The following is a 14,022-nucleotide window of genomic DNA, read 5'->3' as shown; positions in this document are numbered from 1 at the left end:
GATGCCCACGAGGATTCTCCCGGCGGTCGACGACGCGGACGCCGTACGGTCCATCACGACCCTGCTCAGCCAGCTCCCGGACGCCGAACCGGTCGCCCCCGTCGTCGACTCCACCCAGCTCGTCGACACCCTGGCCCGCCTCGCCGCCGAGTCGGTCGACGAGCTGCCCGAGGTCGTCGTCGTCCACGAGCGCATCGGCCCGGTCCCGGCCCTGGAACTGATCCGCGAGGTCGCCCTCCGCTTCCCCGCCGTCGGCGTCATCCTCGTCACCTCCGACCCCGGCCCCGGCCTCTTCCAGGCCGCCATGGACTACGGCGCCCGCGGTCTGGTCGCCCTGCCGCTCAGTTACGAGGAACTCGCCAGCCGCGTCCAGGCGGTCGCCCAGTGGTCCGTGGGCGTACGCCGGCACCTGGGCAGCGGAGAGGACGTGTTCACCGGCGTCGGCGGCACCGTCGTCACGGTCGGCGGCGCGAAGGGCGGCGTCGGCGCGACCCTGACCGCCGTCCAACTGGCTCTCGCCGCGCAGGCGTCGGGCCGGCCCACGGCACTGGTCGACATGGACCTCCAGGCCGGCGACATCGCCTCCTACCTGGACGTCCAGTTCCGCCGCTCGGTCGTCGACCTGGCGGCGATCAACGACATCTCCCCGCGCGTCCTGGCCGACGCCGTCTTCCGTCACGACACCGGCCTCGCCCTGCTGCTCGCCCCGGGCGAGGGCGAACGCGGCGAGGAGGTCACCGACCGAGCCGCCCGGCAGATCGTCAGCGCCCTGCGCTCCCGCTACGAGGTCGTCGTCATCGACTGCGGCGCCCAGCTCGGCGGGGCCGGCGCCGCGGCCGTGGAGATGGCCGACGCCGCCCTGCTGGTCACCACGCCCGACGTGGTCTCCGTCCGGGGCGCCAAGCGGGCGGTGCGGATGTGGGACCGGCTGCAGATCCGCAAGGCCGAGGAGACGACCGTGGTCGTCAACCGTCACACGCGCGGCACGGAGATCCAGCCCGCCCTGATCCAGAAGATCACCGGCACACCGGTCGCCGGCACCACCGTCCCCGCCAACTTCAAGGAGCTCCAGGGAGCCGTGGACGCCGGGCGCGTCCACGAACTCGACAGCAAGAGCACGGTGAAGCAGGCCCTGTGGGCCCTCGCGGGCGAACTGCGGCTCGTCAAGGCGCCGGAGGGGGAGGGCCACCGCAAGGGCGGCGGCAGGTTCCGCGGGGACCGGGGTTCGGTGAGCTTCCGGCGGCGGAGGGACGGTGGGGGATGAGAAGCGTCGGGGGAGAGCGCGGGCCCGCGTTACGCGGCAGGCTCCGCGACTCCGGTCAGGTCACCGTCGAGTTCCTCGGCATGCTGCCGACGATCATCGTCACGCTGGTGGTGCTGTGGCAGCTCGTACTCGTGGGATACACGTTCACGCTCGCGGGTAATGCTGCGGACGAGGCGGTACGGGCGGCGACTGCGGCCGAGCGGGGGGCGCGGCAGGGAGCCTGCGAGGAAGCGGGCCGGGACAAGCTGCCGGGCGCGTGGGAGGGGGGCGCCGGTGTGGACTGCGGCACGGCGGGCGGCTTCGTCACGGCCGACGTGGAGATCAGGGTCCCGATCCTCTTCCCGGGCACGGTCAGCTTCCCCTTCGACGTGCGGGGGCACGCGGGCGCCGTCGAGGAGGAGACCGACTGAGATGCCGTACTCCCCACGGAAGCACCGCGTGCGGGACCGGGGCCAGGTCGCCATCGAGTACCTCGGCTTCCTCCCGATCCTGATCATCGTCGCCATGGCCGCCGTACAGCTCGGCCTGATCGCCTACACCGCCCAGCAGGCCGGCACCGCGGCCCGCGCCGGGGCCCGCAGCGCCTCCCTCGACGAGGGCGCCGGGCAGGCGTGCGCCGCGTCGGTCAGCGACTGGCTGGCCGACGGCACGGACTGCGGGACGGCGGAGGGCGGCGACGAGGTCACCGTCACGGCCACCGTCGACATCCCCTCGATCGTCCCCGGCTGGGACTTCGGGAACGCCACCAAGACGGCCACCATGCCGATCGACCACTGACCGAGGAGCCGAGGACGCATGAGCCTGCGCGCACGCATCCACTCCCCCGAGGAACACGGCAGCCGGGGCGAGGACGGACACCTCGTCGCCTCCTACCGGGCCAAGCTGCTGGAGGAGATCGACCTCGCCGAGATGAGCTCGCTGGCGACGGCCGAGCGCAGGGCACGCCTGGAACGCGTCCTCGGCCACATCATCAGCCGCGAGGGCCCGGTCCTGTCGACGGTCGAACGCTCCCAGCTGATCCGCCGGGTCGTGGACGAGGCCCTCGGCCTCGGCATCCTGGAGCCCCTGCTCGAAGACGCGTCCATCACCGAGATCATGGTCAACGGCCCCGACGCGATCTTCGTCGAGCGCGGCGGCCGGGTGGAGCAACTGCCCCTCCGTTTCGCCTCCAACGACCAGCTGATGCAGACCATCGAGCGCATCGTGTCGACCGTCAACCGCCGCGTGGACGAGTCGAACCCCATGGTCGACGCACGCCTGCCCTCCGGCGAGCGCGTCAACGTCATCATCCCGCCGCTCTCCCTGACCGGCCCGGCGCTCACCATCCGCCGCTTCCCGCGCTCCTTCACCCTCCACGAACTGATCGGCCTCGGCTCCCTCGACGACCACATGCTCTACCTGCTGGCCGGCCTGGTGCAGGCCCGCTTCAACATCATCGTCTCGGGCGCGACCGGCACCGGGAAGACCACCCTCCTGAACGCCCTCTCCGGTCTGATCCCGGAGACCGAACGCATCATCACCATCGAGGACTCGGCGGAACTCCAGCTCCAGCAGGCGCACGTCATCCGCCTGGAGTCCCGCCCGCCGAACGTGGAGGGCCAGGGCCGCGTCACCATCCGCGACCTCGTCCGCAACTCCCTGCGCATGCGCCCCGACCGCATCGTCGTCGGCGAGGTCCGCGGCGGCGAGTCCCTGGACATGCTCCAGGCCATGTCGACGGGCCACGACGGCTCCCTCGCCACCGTCCACGCCAACAGCGCCGAGGACGCCCTGATGCGGCTCCAGACCCTGGCCTCCATGTCGGACGTCGAAGTCCCCTTCGTCGCCCTGCACGACCAGATCAACAGCGCGGTCGACGTCATCGTCCAGCTCACCCGCTTCGCCGACGGCGCCCGCCGCATCACCGAGATCGCCCTGCTCGCCAGCCACGGCGGCGAACCGTACCGCCTGGCCACGGTCGCCCGCTTCAACGCCCGCCCGATGACCGCCGACGGCCGCGTCCACGGCGCCTTCGAGTACCACCCCCTGCCGCGCCGCACCGCCGAGCGCCTCTACATGGCGAACCAGCCCGTCCCGCAAGCATTCGGCGTCGCCCACACCGCCGACCAGCTCGCCACCCGAGAAGCCAGGTAGGTACGCCGATGGAGGCCAGGCAGAGCCATGAGCCGCAAGCCAGGCAGAGCCACGAGACGGAAACCAGGTAGGACCGCCCGATGGAACTCGACACCCTCGTCACCCTCACCACCGGCGTCACGCTGCTGACCTGCACCCTCGCGGTGGCGGGCGTGCATTCCTACGCCGCCGGCAAGGCCCAGCGCCAGGCCCTGGTCGACCGCCTCTCCGCCACCGGCCAGCTCCCACCGGCCGGCCGACGGCGCCGTTTCCGCACCCTGGACCGCCGCCTGCGCCACACCGAACTCGGCCGGAAACTGGAACTGCGCCTGACGGCGACCGGCCTGGACATCACCCCTGGCGAGTTCTTCGCCTACATGCTGGCCACGGTCGCCGGCCTGTGGCTGGTCGGCCAGGCCGCCCTGGCCCCCTTCTTCGGACCCCTCGCCGGACTCCTGGGCATAGGCGTGGCCGTCCAGTTCCTCAACTGGCAGCGCCAGAAACGCATCGAGAAGTTCATCAACCAGCTCCCCGAACTCGCCCGCATCCTCGCCAACGCCACCCAGGCCGGACTCGCCCTGCGCACCGCCATCGGCATGGCGGCCGAGGAGCTGGAGGCCCCCGCCGGCGAGGAACTGGGCAAGGTCGCCGACCAACTCGCCATTGGCGCCTCCATGGACGACGCCCTCGGTGAACTCGCCGACCGCCTCCCCTCCCGCGAACTCGTCGTCCTGGTCACCACCCTCGTCCTCTCCAGCCGGGCCGGCGGCCAGGTCGTCAGCGCCCTGCGCAACCTCACGGAGACCCTGGAGGAACGCAAGGAGACCCGCCGCGAGGTCCGCACCCAGCTCTCCCAGGTCAGCATGACCTCGTACGCCGTCCCCGTCCTCGGCGTCGGCTCGTTGTTCCTGATGAACGGGGTGAAGGACGGCGCCCTCGAACGCATGACGGGCTCCCCGGCCGGCCAGGCCGCGGTGGTCATCGCCTTCGCGCTCTACGCCGTCGGCTTCGTCCTCATCCGCCGCCTGTCCCGCATCGACGTCTGAGAAGGGAGCCGCAAATGGAACTCGGACTACTCCTCGCACTGCTGGCGGCCCTGAGCGTGTGGGGCGTCTTCGCCGGCATCCGCATGTACCGGGCCGAGGCCAAACTCCCCGGCGACCTCGCCCTCGCCCTGGAGGTCGGCTCCACCCGCACCGGCGCCGTCGACTCCCTCGTCGACCGCATGGGCATGCGCTACGCCCCCGCCGTGCTGCGCGCCATGGGCCCCGCCCTGGTGGCCAAGTACCGCCGCAGGATCGACCTGGCGGGCAACCCCGGCGGCCTCACCATCGACCGCTACGCCGCCCGCCGCGCGGTCTACGGCTTCCTGGGCGCGGTCGGCTTCCTGGTCTTCCTCCTCCGCGGCCAGTTCGTCGTGGCCCTGCTCCTGCTGGCCTTCGGCGCCTTCTGGACGGAGGTCGGCATCTGGTCGGCGATCCGCATCCGCAAGGACGAGATCGAGCGCACGCTCCCCGACTTCCTGGACGTCCTGGCGGTGGTGGTCAGCGCCGGCCTCGGCTTCCGCCAGGCCCTGGACCGCGTGGCGACGCGCTACGAGGGCCCGTGGGCCGACGAACTGCGCATCACCCTCCGCCAGATGGACCTCGGCATGAGCCGCCGCCAGGCCTTCGCGGAACTGCGCCGGCGCAACGACTCCGAACAGGTGGCGATGTTCGTGACCGCACTCCAGCAGGGCGAGGAACTGGGCGCCCCCATCGTCGACACCTTGGTCTCCCTGGCCAAGGACATGCGCCGCACGGACGCCCAGAACGCCCGCCGTCAGGCCGCCCGCGCGGTCCCCAAGGCCACGATGATGATCACTACGTTCATGGTCCCGGCCACGATGATCCTCCTCGGCGCGGGCCTGATCCTGGGGTCGGGGACGGACTTCGGGACGATCACGGGCGAGTAACCGGTCGGGACGACCGCACGGTCACGGGTGAGCAGAGGAGGACGGCATGGCGACCACGACCCCACCGACGGCACCCCCTGCTCTCCCACCGGGCTGGGAGGCGGCGAGGCAGCGGCCGACCGACCGGGCGGCGGCGGCCCCGCCGGAACGCATCCCGAACGAACGGCACGAACCCCCCGCGCCCCAACCCGACCCCGCCCCACCCGCCCCGGCCATCCCCCTCCAGGTGAACGCCTTGCAGGCGCTGTGCCGGCAGGTGTTCGGCTTCCGCCTGGCCATGATCGCGTTGGCCGCCCCCGCCGCCCTCCTCAACGCCGGCCCGGGCCTGGGCGTCAAGCTGGTCGGCGCCGCGGTGGTCGTCACCTTCATGGGCTCGTACGTCCTCTTCCGCGACTGGGAGCGGTTCGGCCCGCTCCTCCTGCGCCACCCCACCCTCCTGGCCGCCGACACGCTCTTCGGCTTCCTGCTCCTCATCTCGGCGGGCCCGGACACCACGCTGGCGTACGTCAGTGTCTGCACCCCGCTGCTGGCCGGCCTGGCCTACGGCTGGCGCGGCGCGGCCGGCTTCGCCTCCCTGCAGGTCCTGCTCCTGCTCCTCGTGCACGCGACGCTGAAGGACGACCCTCCGCCCGGCCCGGCGGAGTCACTCCTCCTGCCGGGCCTGTGCGTCATCACCGGAGCCATCGGCTCCACCCTCCGCAACCTGCTGCTGCGCTTCGGCGCCGCCACCCGGGCCCTGACCGAGGTCCAGGCCCGCCTGGCCGTCACGGAGGCGGTGAGCGCCGAGCGCGCTCGTCTCGCCCGCGAACTGCACGACTCCGTCGCCAAGACCCTGCACGGAGTGGCGCTGGCGGCCGAGGGCCTGGCCGCCACGGCACGCAGTGACCGCATGGACCCGGTCGTCGCGCGCCGGCAGGCCGAACTGGTCGCCCGCTCGGCCCGCAGAGCGGCCACCGAGTCCCGCGAACTCCTGACCGACCTGCGCCGCGAGACGGACCCGGCCCACGGCACGGACGTGGCGGCCGAGCTCGCCTCACACGTGACGGACTTCACGGCACGCACCGGCATCCCCACCACCTTCGCCCGACCTGACGGCCGAGCCGCCGAGCCACCCGTACCGCCCATCCCGCCGTCCGTGGCCCGCCAGCTCCTCACGATCGCCTCGGAGGCGATGGAGAACGCCCACCGCCACGCCACACCGACCCGCGTCGAGGTACGCGCGGGCGTCCACTGCGGCCTCCTGAGGATCAGCGTGTACGACGACGGCCGGGGCCTTCCGGCGGGGACGAACCTCGATCAGCTCGGCAGGGCCGGTCACTTCGGCCTGGTGGGCATGGTCGAGCGGGCCGCCTCGGTGGGCGCCCGCATCCGCATCGGCCGGGGCGAGCACCCGCACGGCACGGAGGTCCGGGTGGACCTGCCCCTGGCCGCGCTGACACCGGGTGCGAGGAACCCGTGACCACGCCGCGGCCACCGATGCCGCCCGGGGGCGCGGGACGTCCCGCGGGGTGCAGGACGCCCGCGGGGTGGAGGACGCACACCGGGCGCAGGACACCCACGGGGCGCTGGACGCTCACGACGGCTACGACGCCCACGACGCCCATGTCAGGAGGGAGGCCCCCGATGCACGAGAGCTCACCCCACTCACCGATACCGGCCACACCCGAACCACCTGCGCCGCTGCGGGTCGTCGTGGCCGACGACAATCCGGTGGTCCGCGCCGGCCTCACCGCCCTGCTCTCCGGCCGCGCGGACATCACGGTCGTGGCGGAGGCCCCCGACGGCCGCGCGGCCTGCGACGCCGCCCGGCGGCACCGGCCCGACGTAATCCTCCTGGACGTTCGCATGCCCGGGGTGGACGGCATCTCGGCTCTCCCTTACCTGGTGGAGATCGCTCCGGTGATGATGCTGACGTACAGCAGGGAGTCGGAGATCGTCCAGGAGGCCCTGCGACGCGGGGCGGGCGGCTACCTGGTCCACGGAGAGTTCACGGCGGAGCAGCTGGTGACGGCCGTGCGGGACGTCAGGGAGGGCAGGGCCCACTTCACACCGACGGCGGCGGGGGCGCTGCTGGCGCAGTTGCGGGAGAGCTATAGAGCAAACGCGACTGCACACCGGGAGGGGCAATCAACACCCCGCACACCACAGCCCAGATGGGCCAACTTGCCGCAAAACCTTTCGCAACTGCAACCAGTTGTGGCACAGTCTGCTCCAGGTACTCCCGACAGGTCGAGGTTCCAACTGAGCGCGAGGGAGGTGGAGATCATGGATCTCATCGCGTCCGGCATGAACAACCAGCAGATCGCCGCCACCTGCTTCATCAGCGAGAAGACGGTCAAGAACCACATCAACCGCATCTTCGCCAAGCTCCACAGCACCAGCCGCTCCGAGGCGACCGCCAAGTGGCTGGGCCTGGGGTGACCGCGATGAACATCTCGTCCGCAGCGCGTGATTGGGCCCGCGATTGGGCCCACGGACCCTCGGACCGCAGTGCCCTCCCGCCGTACCTTCCAGACGACGACCACGGCCTGGCCCACCCTGGAGGGGAACACCATGACCAACTGGCTCCACACCATCGCCGCACACCTGCAGACCCGCACGGCCCGCGACGACAGGGGGCAGACGGCGGTGGAGTATCTGGGGATCATTGCGGTGGTGGTGGCGATTGTGTTGGCTATTACGGGGACGGATATCGGGCAGACGATTTACAACGCGATCACGGACAAGATCACCGAGGTAACAGGCGGCTGACGTTCGCTCGCAGACACGGCGATGCTGGGCAGGCTTTTCCCATCTACATCACAGTGGTGGGAGGCCTGCTCTTTCTCGCGCTCGCCTACTTTGCCGTTGGCCAGGCCGCAGCCACTCGTAGTGACGCCCAGACGGCGGCGGACGCTTCTGCGCTCGCTGCCGCGTTGGAAACACGTGACCAACTTGCCGACCAATGGCTCTTGAACATCCTGGAGCCCGATTCATGGCAAGACATCTTTGACGGTACTACGCCGGTGGCCAACACGTGTTGGCGCGCTCAAGAGCTGGCCGCGCGCAATGAAGCGAGCGTGGAATGCTACCCGGACGGGCCGCTGGGCTACACCGTCGTTGCGCGGACCGACGAGTCCGTCGGGGAGACCATCGTTCCGGGTACGGAGAGTCAGCATGCAACAGAGTCCGCCACTGCCGTTATCGAGGCCCGCTGTTCTTTCGAGCTGCCCGGTGAGGACGTCGATGGAGAGGCGCTGCCTAGGCTCTCGTGCGAGGGCGACGAGTGGGACTTGAATCCGGACGACCTCTCGGACCTGCCAAAGCCCGAAGATCTGTTCGATGTCCACCTTGCCGATTGACAAGAACAACGACGAGTACGAAGGAAGCGCACTCATGAGTATGGGGTTCACAACCAAGGCCCGAAGGGGGCTGGTCGCCGTGCCCGTAGCCATCGGGCTGGCTTTCGGTGTGTCTGGCTGCGGTGGAGGCGGCGACGATGGCAAGCCGGACGCAGCGGTGTCCGCTTCCAGAAGTAGTGCGTCCAAGCCTGACGCTCAGGAGGAGAACTCGGAGAAGCCGCTGGCGGAACTGAAGGGCCCCTCTGGCTTGATGCTGAAAGTTACTGCTGCGCAGCGTGATGCAGGTGGCTTTGTCACCGTAAGCGGTGATTTGAAGAACGACGGCAGTAAGACTGTCACCGTGCCGGCGCAGCTGAGCGGGAACGAGACCGAGATCATTCGAAATGGCAGGTCGCTCGGGGGTGCCACGTTGGTGGACTCCAAGGGGAAGAAGCGCTACTACGTGCTGCGGGACACGGATGGTCGCCCGCTCACGACTACGAACTTCTCAGCAGTGAAGGCAGGAGAGGCCCTGCCCGTCTTCATGCAGTTCCCCGCGCCTCCCGCAAGCGCGACCGAAATGACCCTTCAGCTGCCGATGTTTTCGACTTCCGTCATCGAGATCTCCGGGTGAGGCCACCGATGACCCACACCCGTCTGACTGTGTTCCTCACGACCTCCGTGCTCATCGCAACGGGCGTCGTAGGTACGACGTCGGCCCGTGCCGCCGACGACTTCCCAGGCACCGAAGCCTCCGCCGCCGCCCCCGTGAAGGTGGACCCCAACGACCCCGACCTCAAGCTGCCGGACGGCGCCACGCTCGCCCAGGCGAAGGTGCTGGACATCAAGTCGGTCGTCGAAGACCAGAGCGGCGACGAACGCCGCGAGGACACCAACACGAGCGTCACCTTCGCGTTGCAGGCGGAGGTGTTGTTCGGCAAGGACAGCGCGAAGCTCGGCGCCGAGGCCAAGTCCCGCATCGCCGGCATCGCCGAGGAGATCAAGACCCAGAACGCCACCCGCGTACGCGTCTTCGGCTTCACCGACAACCTCGGCTCCTCGGCCCACGGCGACGTCCTCTCCAAGCAACGCGCCAACGCCGTTCACGACATCCTGACCGAATCCCTGAACGACGCCGGCATCACCTACGAGGTCCGCGGCTACGGCGAGCAGTACCCCATCGCCGACAACTCGACCGAGGCCGGCCGCAAGAAGAACCGCAGGGTAGAGGTCTCCTTCCCGCGTACGGAGAGCTGACGGGACGCACCGATGCGGAACAGGACGACCCGGGCAGGAAGGCGGAACCACCGACGTCGGCCACCGGCAGCCACGCTCATCGCGACGCTGACGGCCACCCTCTCCCTGACCGCCTGCGGCAGCCCGAACCCGACCGACGAAACCGACAAGTCATCGGCAGCCACCCAGGACCGCCCCTCGCCGTCCCGGACGACTCCGCAGTCACCCACCGCGATGCCGGAACCCTCCGTCTCGGCGGCGGACGGCGATGACATCCGTGCCTGCGCCGACGGAAACTGCGAGGTCGCGGTGACCAAGCCCGTGACCGTCCGCTTCCAGGGCCCGGGCGGAGCGGTGACGCTGTCCGTGACAGAGGTCGGCCAGAACAAGATCGAGTACACGGTGAAGTCGGGCAACGGCCAGGCGAAGGGCGGCGTGAGCGGTCGGGACCGGGCATGCGTCACCTCGCTCCGGAAGAACGGCAGCGACACCTCCTGCGGCGGAGCCGGCCGCACACGACCGAGCCCTCAGCCCGATGCCGTCGTGATCCAGGCATCGACCGGACCGGACGCCACGGCGCTACTGCACGTCGCCTTCTAGCGCCGGCCCCGGTGCCGACGCCACGCCGCACCCGCGACGGGGCGCCGGAAATCGAGCTGACGCGGGTGACCGAAGCAGATAGCGTGCTGAACGTGCCGGAGATCGCTCACCCGCCCCCACACCGCCCCACGGACTACGCGACGTTGATCGCACGAGCCACCGCCGCTCCCACCGTCCTGGGCCTGGTCCTCAAGGGTTCGCACGCACACGAGGGCATGGTCACCGAGCACTCCGACCACGACGTGTACGCCATCGTCTCCGACGAACGTGAGGCCGCCCTCGCAGGCCTCGAGGACTGCCGTACCGCCGATTTGGATCTCGTCGTCACGACGGTGGAGGGGTTCCGTCGACTCGACGGCCTGGAGCGCTACGGGATCGCCCGGGGCAGAGTCCTGCTCGACCGGCTGGACGGTGAGATCGCGTCGATCGTCGCCGCGAAGGGACGCCTGGACACCGCGGAGGCGTCCCGCGCGGCAGCCGGCTGGCTCGACGCGTACGCGAACTCGCACTACCGGTCGGTGAAGAACGCCCGCGACGGCCACCCGTTCGCCGCCCACCTCGACGCGGGTGACAGCATCGGCTTCCTTCTGGAGTTCCTGTTCGCCCTCGACCGTCGCCCCCGCCCCTACAACAAGTACCTGACGTGGGAACTCGAGAGATTCCCACTACCGCGTTGGAACGCCCCCGAGCTCCTGGCCACGATCGGCCGGATCACGGCACAGGGCGACGCCGACCTGCAACGACGGCTGTTCAGCCAGGTCGAAGCGGCGGCGCGGGAGGCCGGCCATGGGCCGACGCTGGACGACTGGGGCGAGGACCTTCACCTGATGCGCCCGCGCCCGCGCCCATGACGTGTAAAAAAAGGGGGCAAGGCATGCACAGAAGCCGCGTGTACGCCGTTCTGATCGACGCACCGGAAGAGGAGGCGGCCCGGGCAGCGGACTTCTGGGCGGCAGCACTCGGCGTGACGGCCAGTCCCGGAGACCGCGCGCCTGACCGCGCTGGGCGCGGAGCAGATCACGCAGTGGGAGGAGTGCCGTGTGCTGCGGGTCCCCGGCGGCCACCTGGTCTGTGTCCTGCCCGTGGAGAGCGACCCCGACGTGTTCCTGGCACGGTCCACCGCCTGGCCGTGAGGACCGGCGCCGCCTGCGGCCATCACCCGCCCGCCTCACCAGTCTCCCTTTCCACTGCCCGCTCTGCCTTGCCGGGCTCCACCCCCACCCGCACCCCGACCCGAACGCCCCACCCGGCCATCGCCCCGGCCTCCGCCTCCAGCACATGCCGGGAACGCACACGGGGAAGCCCGAGCCTGCCCGGCCGCATCGTGCGCACAGCGATGACGACCAGTCGCCGGTCGAGGTAGGCCACGTCGATGGGCATCCGCATCCGGAACGTGTGCACGCTGTTGGCAGGGGAGAGGAGCATCGCCCCGTCGAGTGAGTCCCGCCCCAACAGCCCCCGGGTGCGGGCGCGGTACGACCCGGCGATCTCCAACGGGACGCGGACACCTCCGCCACCGACATCCCCGCCCACCAGCAGCCAGCCCGCCCCGTCCCGCCACCGCCGCCCCATGCCGAACCCCTCCCCCCCCCGCAGTCCGCTGCCGCTCGTCCGAACGTATCCGTCACGGCTCACCCACGACAGGGACCCGCGGCCCCAAGCGCTAGCGTCGCCTTCTTTGCGCCCGCGCTCCCGCGTTACGCAACCGTTACTGCCCAAGAAGACACACGTAAGGCTGATTTGAGTCCGGGCACACCACTGGGAGACGGGCTTCACCCTGGTGCCGTCCGATCCCGCTGGATAGCGTTGCTCCGCTCGAGAGAACCCTCGCCCTTCCAGGAGCCGACCGTGAATCGCCGCCGCCCCACCCTCCTCGCAGCGCTCACACTGACCGCCACAGCGGCCCTGACGCTGTCCGCGTGCGGAAGCGACGACAGTGCCTCCGGCGAGAGCGACAAGATCGTGGGGGCGGACACAGGAAGCGAGGCGTCGGCCTCTGCCAGCCCTAGCGCGTCGGACACCGGCGGCCGACCGGAGATCACTTTCCCGGCCGACGCCAAGAACGTCTTCGAATATCAGAAGACTGGAGACGCGGCGAAGGACGCCGTCCTCGAGGACAGCACGTTGAGTGTCAACTCCGTGGACGAGGCCATCTTCAAGGCCAGCACGGACACCAAGGCCCTCGGCTTTTACAACGCCGAGTCAGCCCTGAGCGACTCGATCACCTATGTCAACGGGTACATCGACAAGCGGCGCACCTGGGTCGGCGAGACCCGGTACTTCGACTACAAGGTGAACCTCGCCAAGGACGACCAGGCATATGTGACCTACTGCTCGGACGAAAGCAAGTCATTTATCAAGGACAAGAAGACGGGCAAAGTCGACGACACGCCGACGACCGCGGACAGCTACGTCCTCTACAACACCAAACTCGCGAAGAGCGCTGAGGGCGTATGGCGGACCACCGACATCGCCTCGGAACGGGGGAGCAAAGCATGCCAGCCGTGAGGAACAGTCTGAGGATCGCGACCCTTGTCGTGCTTGCCAGTGTTCCGCTGATCTCGGCCCCCACCGCGCTCGCCGGCGGGCGTGGTGAAGGCGGTACCCGCGGCTCGACAGAGCAACAGGCCGAAACGGACGGCGAAGGCACCGTTTCGGTCACCGTAGGAGGCGTCGTCTTCGACCGTTCGAAGAACGGCAGCGGAGACTCCGTCGGGGCCTTGACGGCATCCACGCCGTGGAGCCCGCCACCCTGTTGGTACGCCCCCAAGTACACCCCGGAACAGTTGCAGAAGTACTTGGAACCCATCTGGGAGGCCGGCTCCACAGGCTACGAGTGGGATGCCGAGCAGCGAGACAAGTACAACGCCAACGACGAGGAGAAGGGCTTCAACAAGGACAAGGCCGGCGAAGGCTACTGGTGGGGCGCGTACGTCAATAAGAGTTACCCGCCGGGCTGGGACTCCTGCGACGAGGACTACTTCTGGGTGGACACGGGCGACGCTCCTCCCCCGAACATCGAGAACGCCGTCACCCCCGAGATTCTCGCCGAACTCGCCTACGCAGAGATCCGAGTCCCCGGCACCGAGGTGACGCTGGCGCCCGCGGGGGCCACCAAGGTGAACCTCCCGACATGGGCATGGTTGGACGGTGCCGAGTTCAAGCCGGTTTCGGTCACCGCGTCCGTGGAGGCGATCGGTGTCGAGGCGACGGCAACGGCGCAACCGGTGTCGCTGGAGATCGAGCCGGGCACCCCGGACGCCGAGACCTACCCGGCCTCGGGTGTCTGCGAGATCAAAAACGGTCGTATCGGTGAGCCGTACGAAAAGGGCAAGGCGAACGACACGCCGTCATGCGGGGTGAACTACCTGCGTTCCTCGGGCGACAGGACGTTCCCCCTCCAGGCGACGGTCACCTGGGAGATCCACTGGACCGGTACCGGCGGCGCGGGCGGCGACCTTCCCGACGGCACGTTCGGCGCCACCCAGGACGTCGTCGTCCAGGAGATCCAGGCCGTCAACCGCTGACGGTGCGAC

At 69.8% G+C, this 14,022-nt stretch carries 17 protein-coding genes; 16 read left to right on the top strand and 1 reads right to left on the bottom strand.

Annotated elements, in window-relative coordinates:
- The first annotated feature begins 1 nt into the window (after position 1).
- The 14 genes from IE142_RS04670 to IE142_RS04610 all read left to right on the top strand — a co-directional run bounded on the left by IE142_RS04670 (position 2) and on the right by IE142_RS04610 (position 11,337).
- On the top strand, positions 2-1,264 hold the full coding sequence (locus IE142_RS04670) for a CpaE/TadZ family protein (RefSeq protein ID WP_191884530.1): 1,263 nt from the start codon (positions 2-4) through the stop codon (positions 1,262-1,264).
- Positions 1,261-1,674, top strand: coding sequence for a pilus assembly protein (locus tag IE142_RS04665; RefSeq protein WP_191884529.1), 414 nt, complete (start codon positions 1,261-1,263; stop codon positions 1,672-1,674). The genes IE142_RS04670 and IE142_RS04665 overlap by 4 nt, the downstream gene beginning before the upstream one ends.
- A 1-nt stretch (position 1,675) precedes the next feature.
- Positions 1,676-2,041 carry a TadE/TadG family type IV pilus assembly protein gene (locus IE142_RS04660; protein WP_191884528.1) on the top strand — a complete coding sequence of 122 codons (366 nt, stop codon included), beginning with the start codon at positions 1,676-1,678 and terminating at the stop codon, positions 2,039-2,041.
- 18 nt (positions 2,042-2,059) lie between these two features.
- A complete protein-coding gene (locus IE142_RS04655) occupies positions 2,060-3,397 on the top strand; it encodes a TadA family conjugal transfer-associated ATPase (RefSeq protein ID WP_191884527.1) in 1,338 nt (445 codons plus the stop codon).
- Positions 3,398-3,477: 80 nt separating this feature from the next.
- Complete coding sequence (locus IE142_RS04650) at positions 3,478-4,422, top strand: type II secretion system F family protein (RefSeq protein WP_191884526.1); 945 nt, start codon at positions 3,478-3,480, stop codon at positions 4,420-4,422.
- A 14-nt stretch (positions 4,423-4,436) separates the two neighbouring features.
- The gene (locus IE142_RS04645) at positions 4,437-5,330 is read left to right on the top strand and encodes a DUF5936 domain-containing protein (protein WP_191884525.1); all 894 of its coding nucleotides are present in this window, start codon (positions 4,437-4,439) and stop codon (positions 5,328-5,330) included.
- Between the two features lie 46 nt (positions 5,331-5,376).
- A complete protein-coding gene (locus IE142_RS04640) occupies positions 5,377-6,789 on the top strand; it encodes a sensor histidine kinase (protein ID WP_191884524.1) in 1,413 nt (470 codons plus the stop codon).
- 164 nt (positions 6,790-6,953) lie between these two features.
- Positions 6,954-7,751 (top strand): response regulator, encoded by a 798-nt coding sequence (locus tag IE142_RS04635; RefSeq protein ID WP_191884523.1) that lies wholly within the window; start codon positions 6,954-6,956, stop codon positions 7,749-7,751.
- 132 nt (positions 7,752-7,883) lie between these two features.
- Entirely contained in the window at positions 7,884-8,081 is a 198-nt protein-coding gene (locus IE142_RS36320; RefSeq protein WP_107476140.1) for a Flp family type IVb pilin, read from the top strand.
- 56 nt (positions 8,082-8,137) lie between these two features.
- Positions 8,138-8,671, top strand: a complete 534-nt coding sequence (locus IE142_RS36315; RefSeq protein WP_229830158.1) for a pilus assembly protein TadG-related protein — start codon at positions 8,138-8,140, stop codon at positions 8,669-8,671.
- Positions 8,672-8,705: 34 nt separating this feature from the next.
- Positions 8,706-9,284 (top strand): hypothetical protein, encoded by a 579-nt coding sequence (locus IE142_RS04625; protein WP_191885035.1) that lies wholly within the window; start codon positions 8,706-8,708, stop codon positions 9,282-9,284.
- A gap of 8 nt (positions 9,285-9,292) precedes the next feature.
- Positions 9,293-9,907 carry an OmpA family protein gene (locus IE142_RS04620; RefSeq protein ID WP_191884521.1) on the top strand — a complete coding sequence of 205 codons (615 nt, stop codon included), beginning with the start codon at positions 9,293-9,295 and terminating at the stop codon, positions 9,905-9,907.
- A 12-nt stretch (positions 9,908-9,919) separates the two neighbouring features.
- Positions 9,920-10,486, top strand: coding sequence for a hypothetical protein (locus tag IE142_RS04615; protein ID WP_191884520.1), 567 nt, complete (start codon positions 9,920-9,922; stop codon positions 10,484-10,486).
- 65 nt (positions 10,487-10,551) lie between these two features.
- Positions 10,552-11,337 (top strand): hypothetical protein, encoded by a 786-nt coding sequence (locus tag IE142_RS04610; protein ID WP_370466297.1) that lies wholly within the window; start codon positions 10,552-10,554, stop codon positions 11,335-11,337.
- 304 nt (positions 11,338-11,641) lie between these two features.
- Here IE142_RS04610 and IE142_RS04600 read toward each other — a convergent pair whose 3' ends face one another.
- On the bottom strand, positions 11,642-12,058 hold the full coding sequence (locus tag IE142_RS04600) for a DUF192 domain-containing protein (RefSeq protein ID WP_191884519.1): 417 nt from the start codon (positions 12,056-12,058) through the stop codon (positions 11,642-11,644).
- 276 nt (positions 12,059-12,334) lie between these two features.
- Here IE142_RS04600 and IE142_RS04595 point away from each other — a divergent pair, with 276 nt between their 5' ends.
- The gene (locus IE142_RS04595; RefSeq protein ID WP_191884518.1) at positions 12,335-12,994 is read left to right on the top strand and encodes a hypothetical protein; all 660 of its coding nucleotides are present in this window, start codon (positions 12,335-12,337) and stop codon (positions 12,992-12,994) included.
- Positions 12,982-14,013, top strand: a complete 1,032-nt coding sequence (locus tag IE142_RS04590) for a hypothetical protein (protein WP_191884517.1) — start codon at positions 12,982-12,984, stop codon at positions 14,011-14,013. Before IE142_RS04595 ends, IE142_RS04590 begins: the two co-directional genes overlap by 13 nt.
- Positions 14,014-14,022: the final 9 nt, after the last annotated feature.

This window comes from Streptomyces mutabilis (genome assembly GCF_014649815.1).
GTDB lineage: Bacteria > Actinomycetota > Actinomycetes > Streptomycetales > Streptomycetaceae > Streptomyces > Streptomyces mutabilis.
This window is presented reverse-complemented; position numbering and strand designations above follow the sequence as displayed.

What these genes read in the sequence shown, in the direction of transcription:
- IE142_RS04670 (WP_191884530.1), top strand. Translation starts at nt 2, where the DNA reads ATGCCCACGAGGATTCTCCCGGCGGTCGACGACGCGGACGCCGTACGG.
- IE142_RS04665 (WP_191884529.1), top strand. Translation starts at nt 1,261, where the DNA reads ATGAGAAGCGTCGGGGGAGAGCGCGGGCCCGCGTTACGCGGCAGGCTC.
- IE142_RS04660 (WP_191884528.1), top strand. Translation starts at nt 1,676, where the DNA reads ATGCCGTACTCCCCACGGAAGCACCGCGTGCGGGACCGGGGCCAGGTC.
- IE142_RS04655 (WP_191884527.1), top strand. Translation starts at nt 2,060, where the DNA reads ATGAGCCTGCGCGCACGCATCCACTCCCCCGAGGAACACGGCAGCCGG.
- IE142_RS04650 (WP_191884526.1), top strand. Translation starts at nt 3,478, where the DNA reads ATGGAACTCGACACCCTCGTCACCCTCACCACCGGCGTCACGCTGCTG.
- IE142_RS04645 (WP_191884525.1), top strand. Translation starts at nt 4,437, where the DNA reads ATGGAACTCGGACTACTCCTCGCACTGCTGGCGGCCCTGAGCGTGTGG.
- IE142_RS04640 (WP_191884524.1), top strand. Translation starts at nt 5,377, where the DNA reads ATGGCGACCACGACCCCACCGACGGCACCCCCTGCTCTCCCACCGGGC.
- IE142_RS04635 (WP_191884523.1), top strand. Translation starts at nt 6,954, where the DNA reads ATGCACGAGAGCTCACCCCACTCACCGATACCGGCCACACCCGAACCA.
- IE142_RS36320 (WP_107476140.1), top strand. Translation starts at nt 7,884, where the DNA reads ATGACCAACTGGCTCCACACCATCGCCGCACACCTGCAGACCCGCACG.
- IE142_RS04625 (WP_191885035.1), top strand. Translation starts at nt 8,706, where the DNA reads ATGAGTATGGGGTTCACAACCAAGGCCCGAAGGGGGCTGGTCGCCGTG.
- IE142_RS04620 (WP_191884521.1), top strand. Translation starts at nt 9,293, where the DNA reads ATGACCCACACCCGTCTGACTGTGTTCCTCACGACCTCCGTGCTCATC.
- IE142_RS04615 (WP_191884520.1), top strand. Translation starts at nt 9,920, where the DNA reads ATGCGGAACAGGACGACCCGGGCAGGAAGGCGGAACCACCGACGTCGG.
- IE142_RS04600 (WP_191884519.1), bottom strand. Translation starts at nt 12,058, where the DNA reads ATGGGGCGGCGGTGGCGGGACGGGGCGGGCTGGCTGCTGGTGGGCGGG.
- IE142_RS04590 (WP_191884517.1), top strand. Translation starts at nt 12,982, where the DNA reads ATGCCAGCCGTGAGGAACAGTCTGAGGATCGCGACCCTTGTCGTGCTT.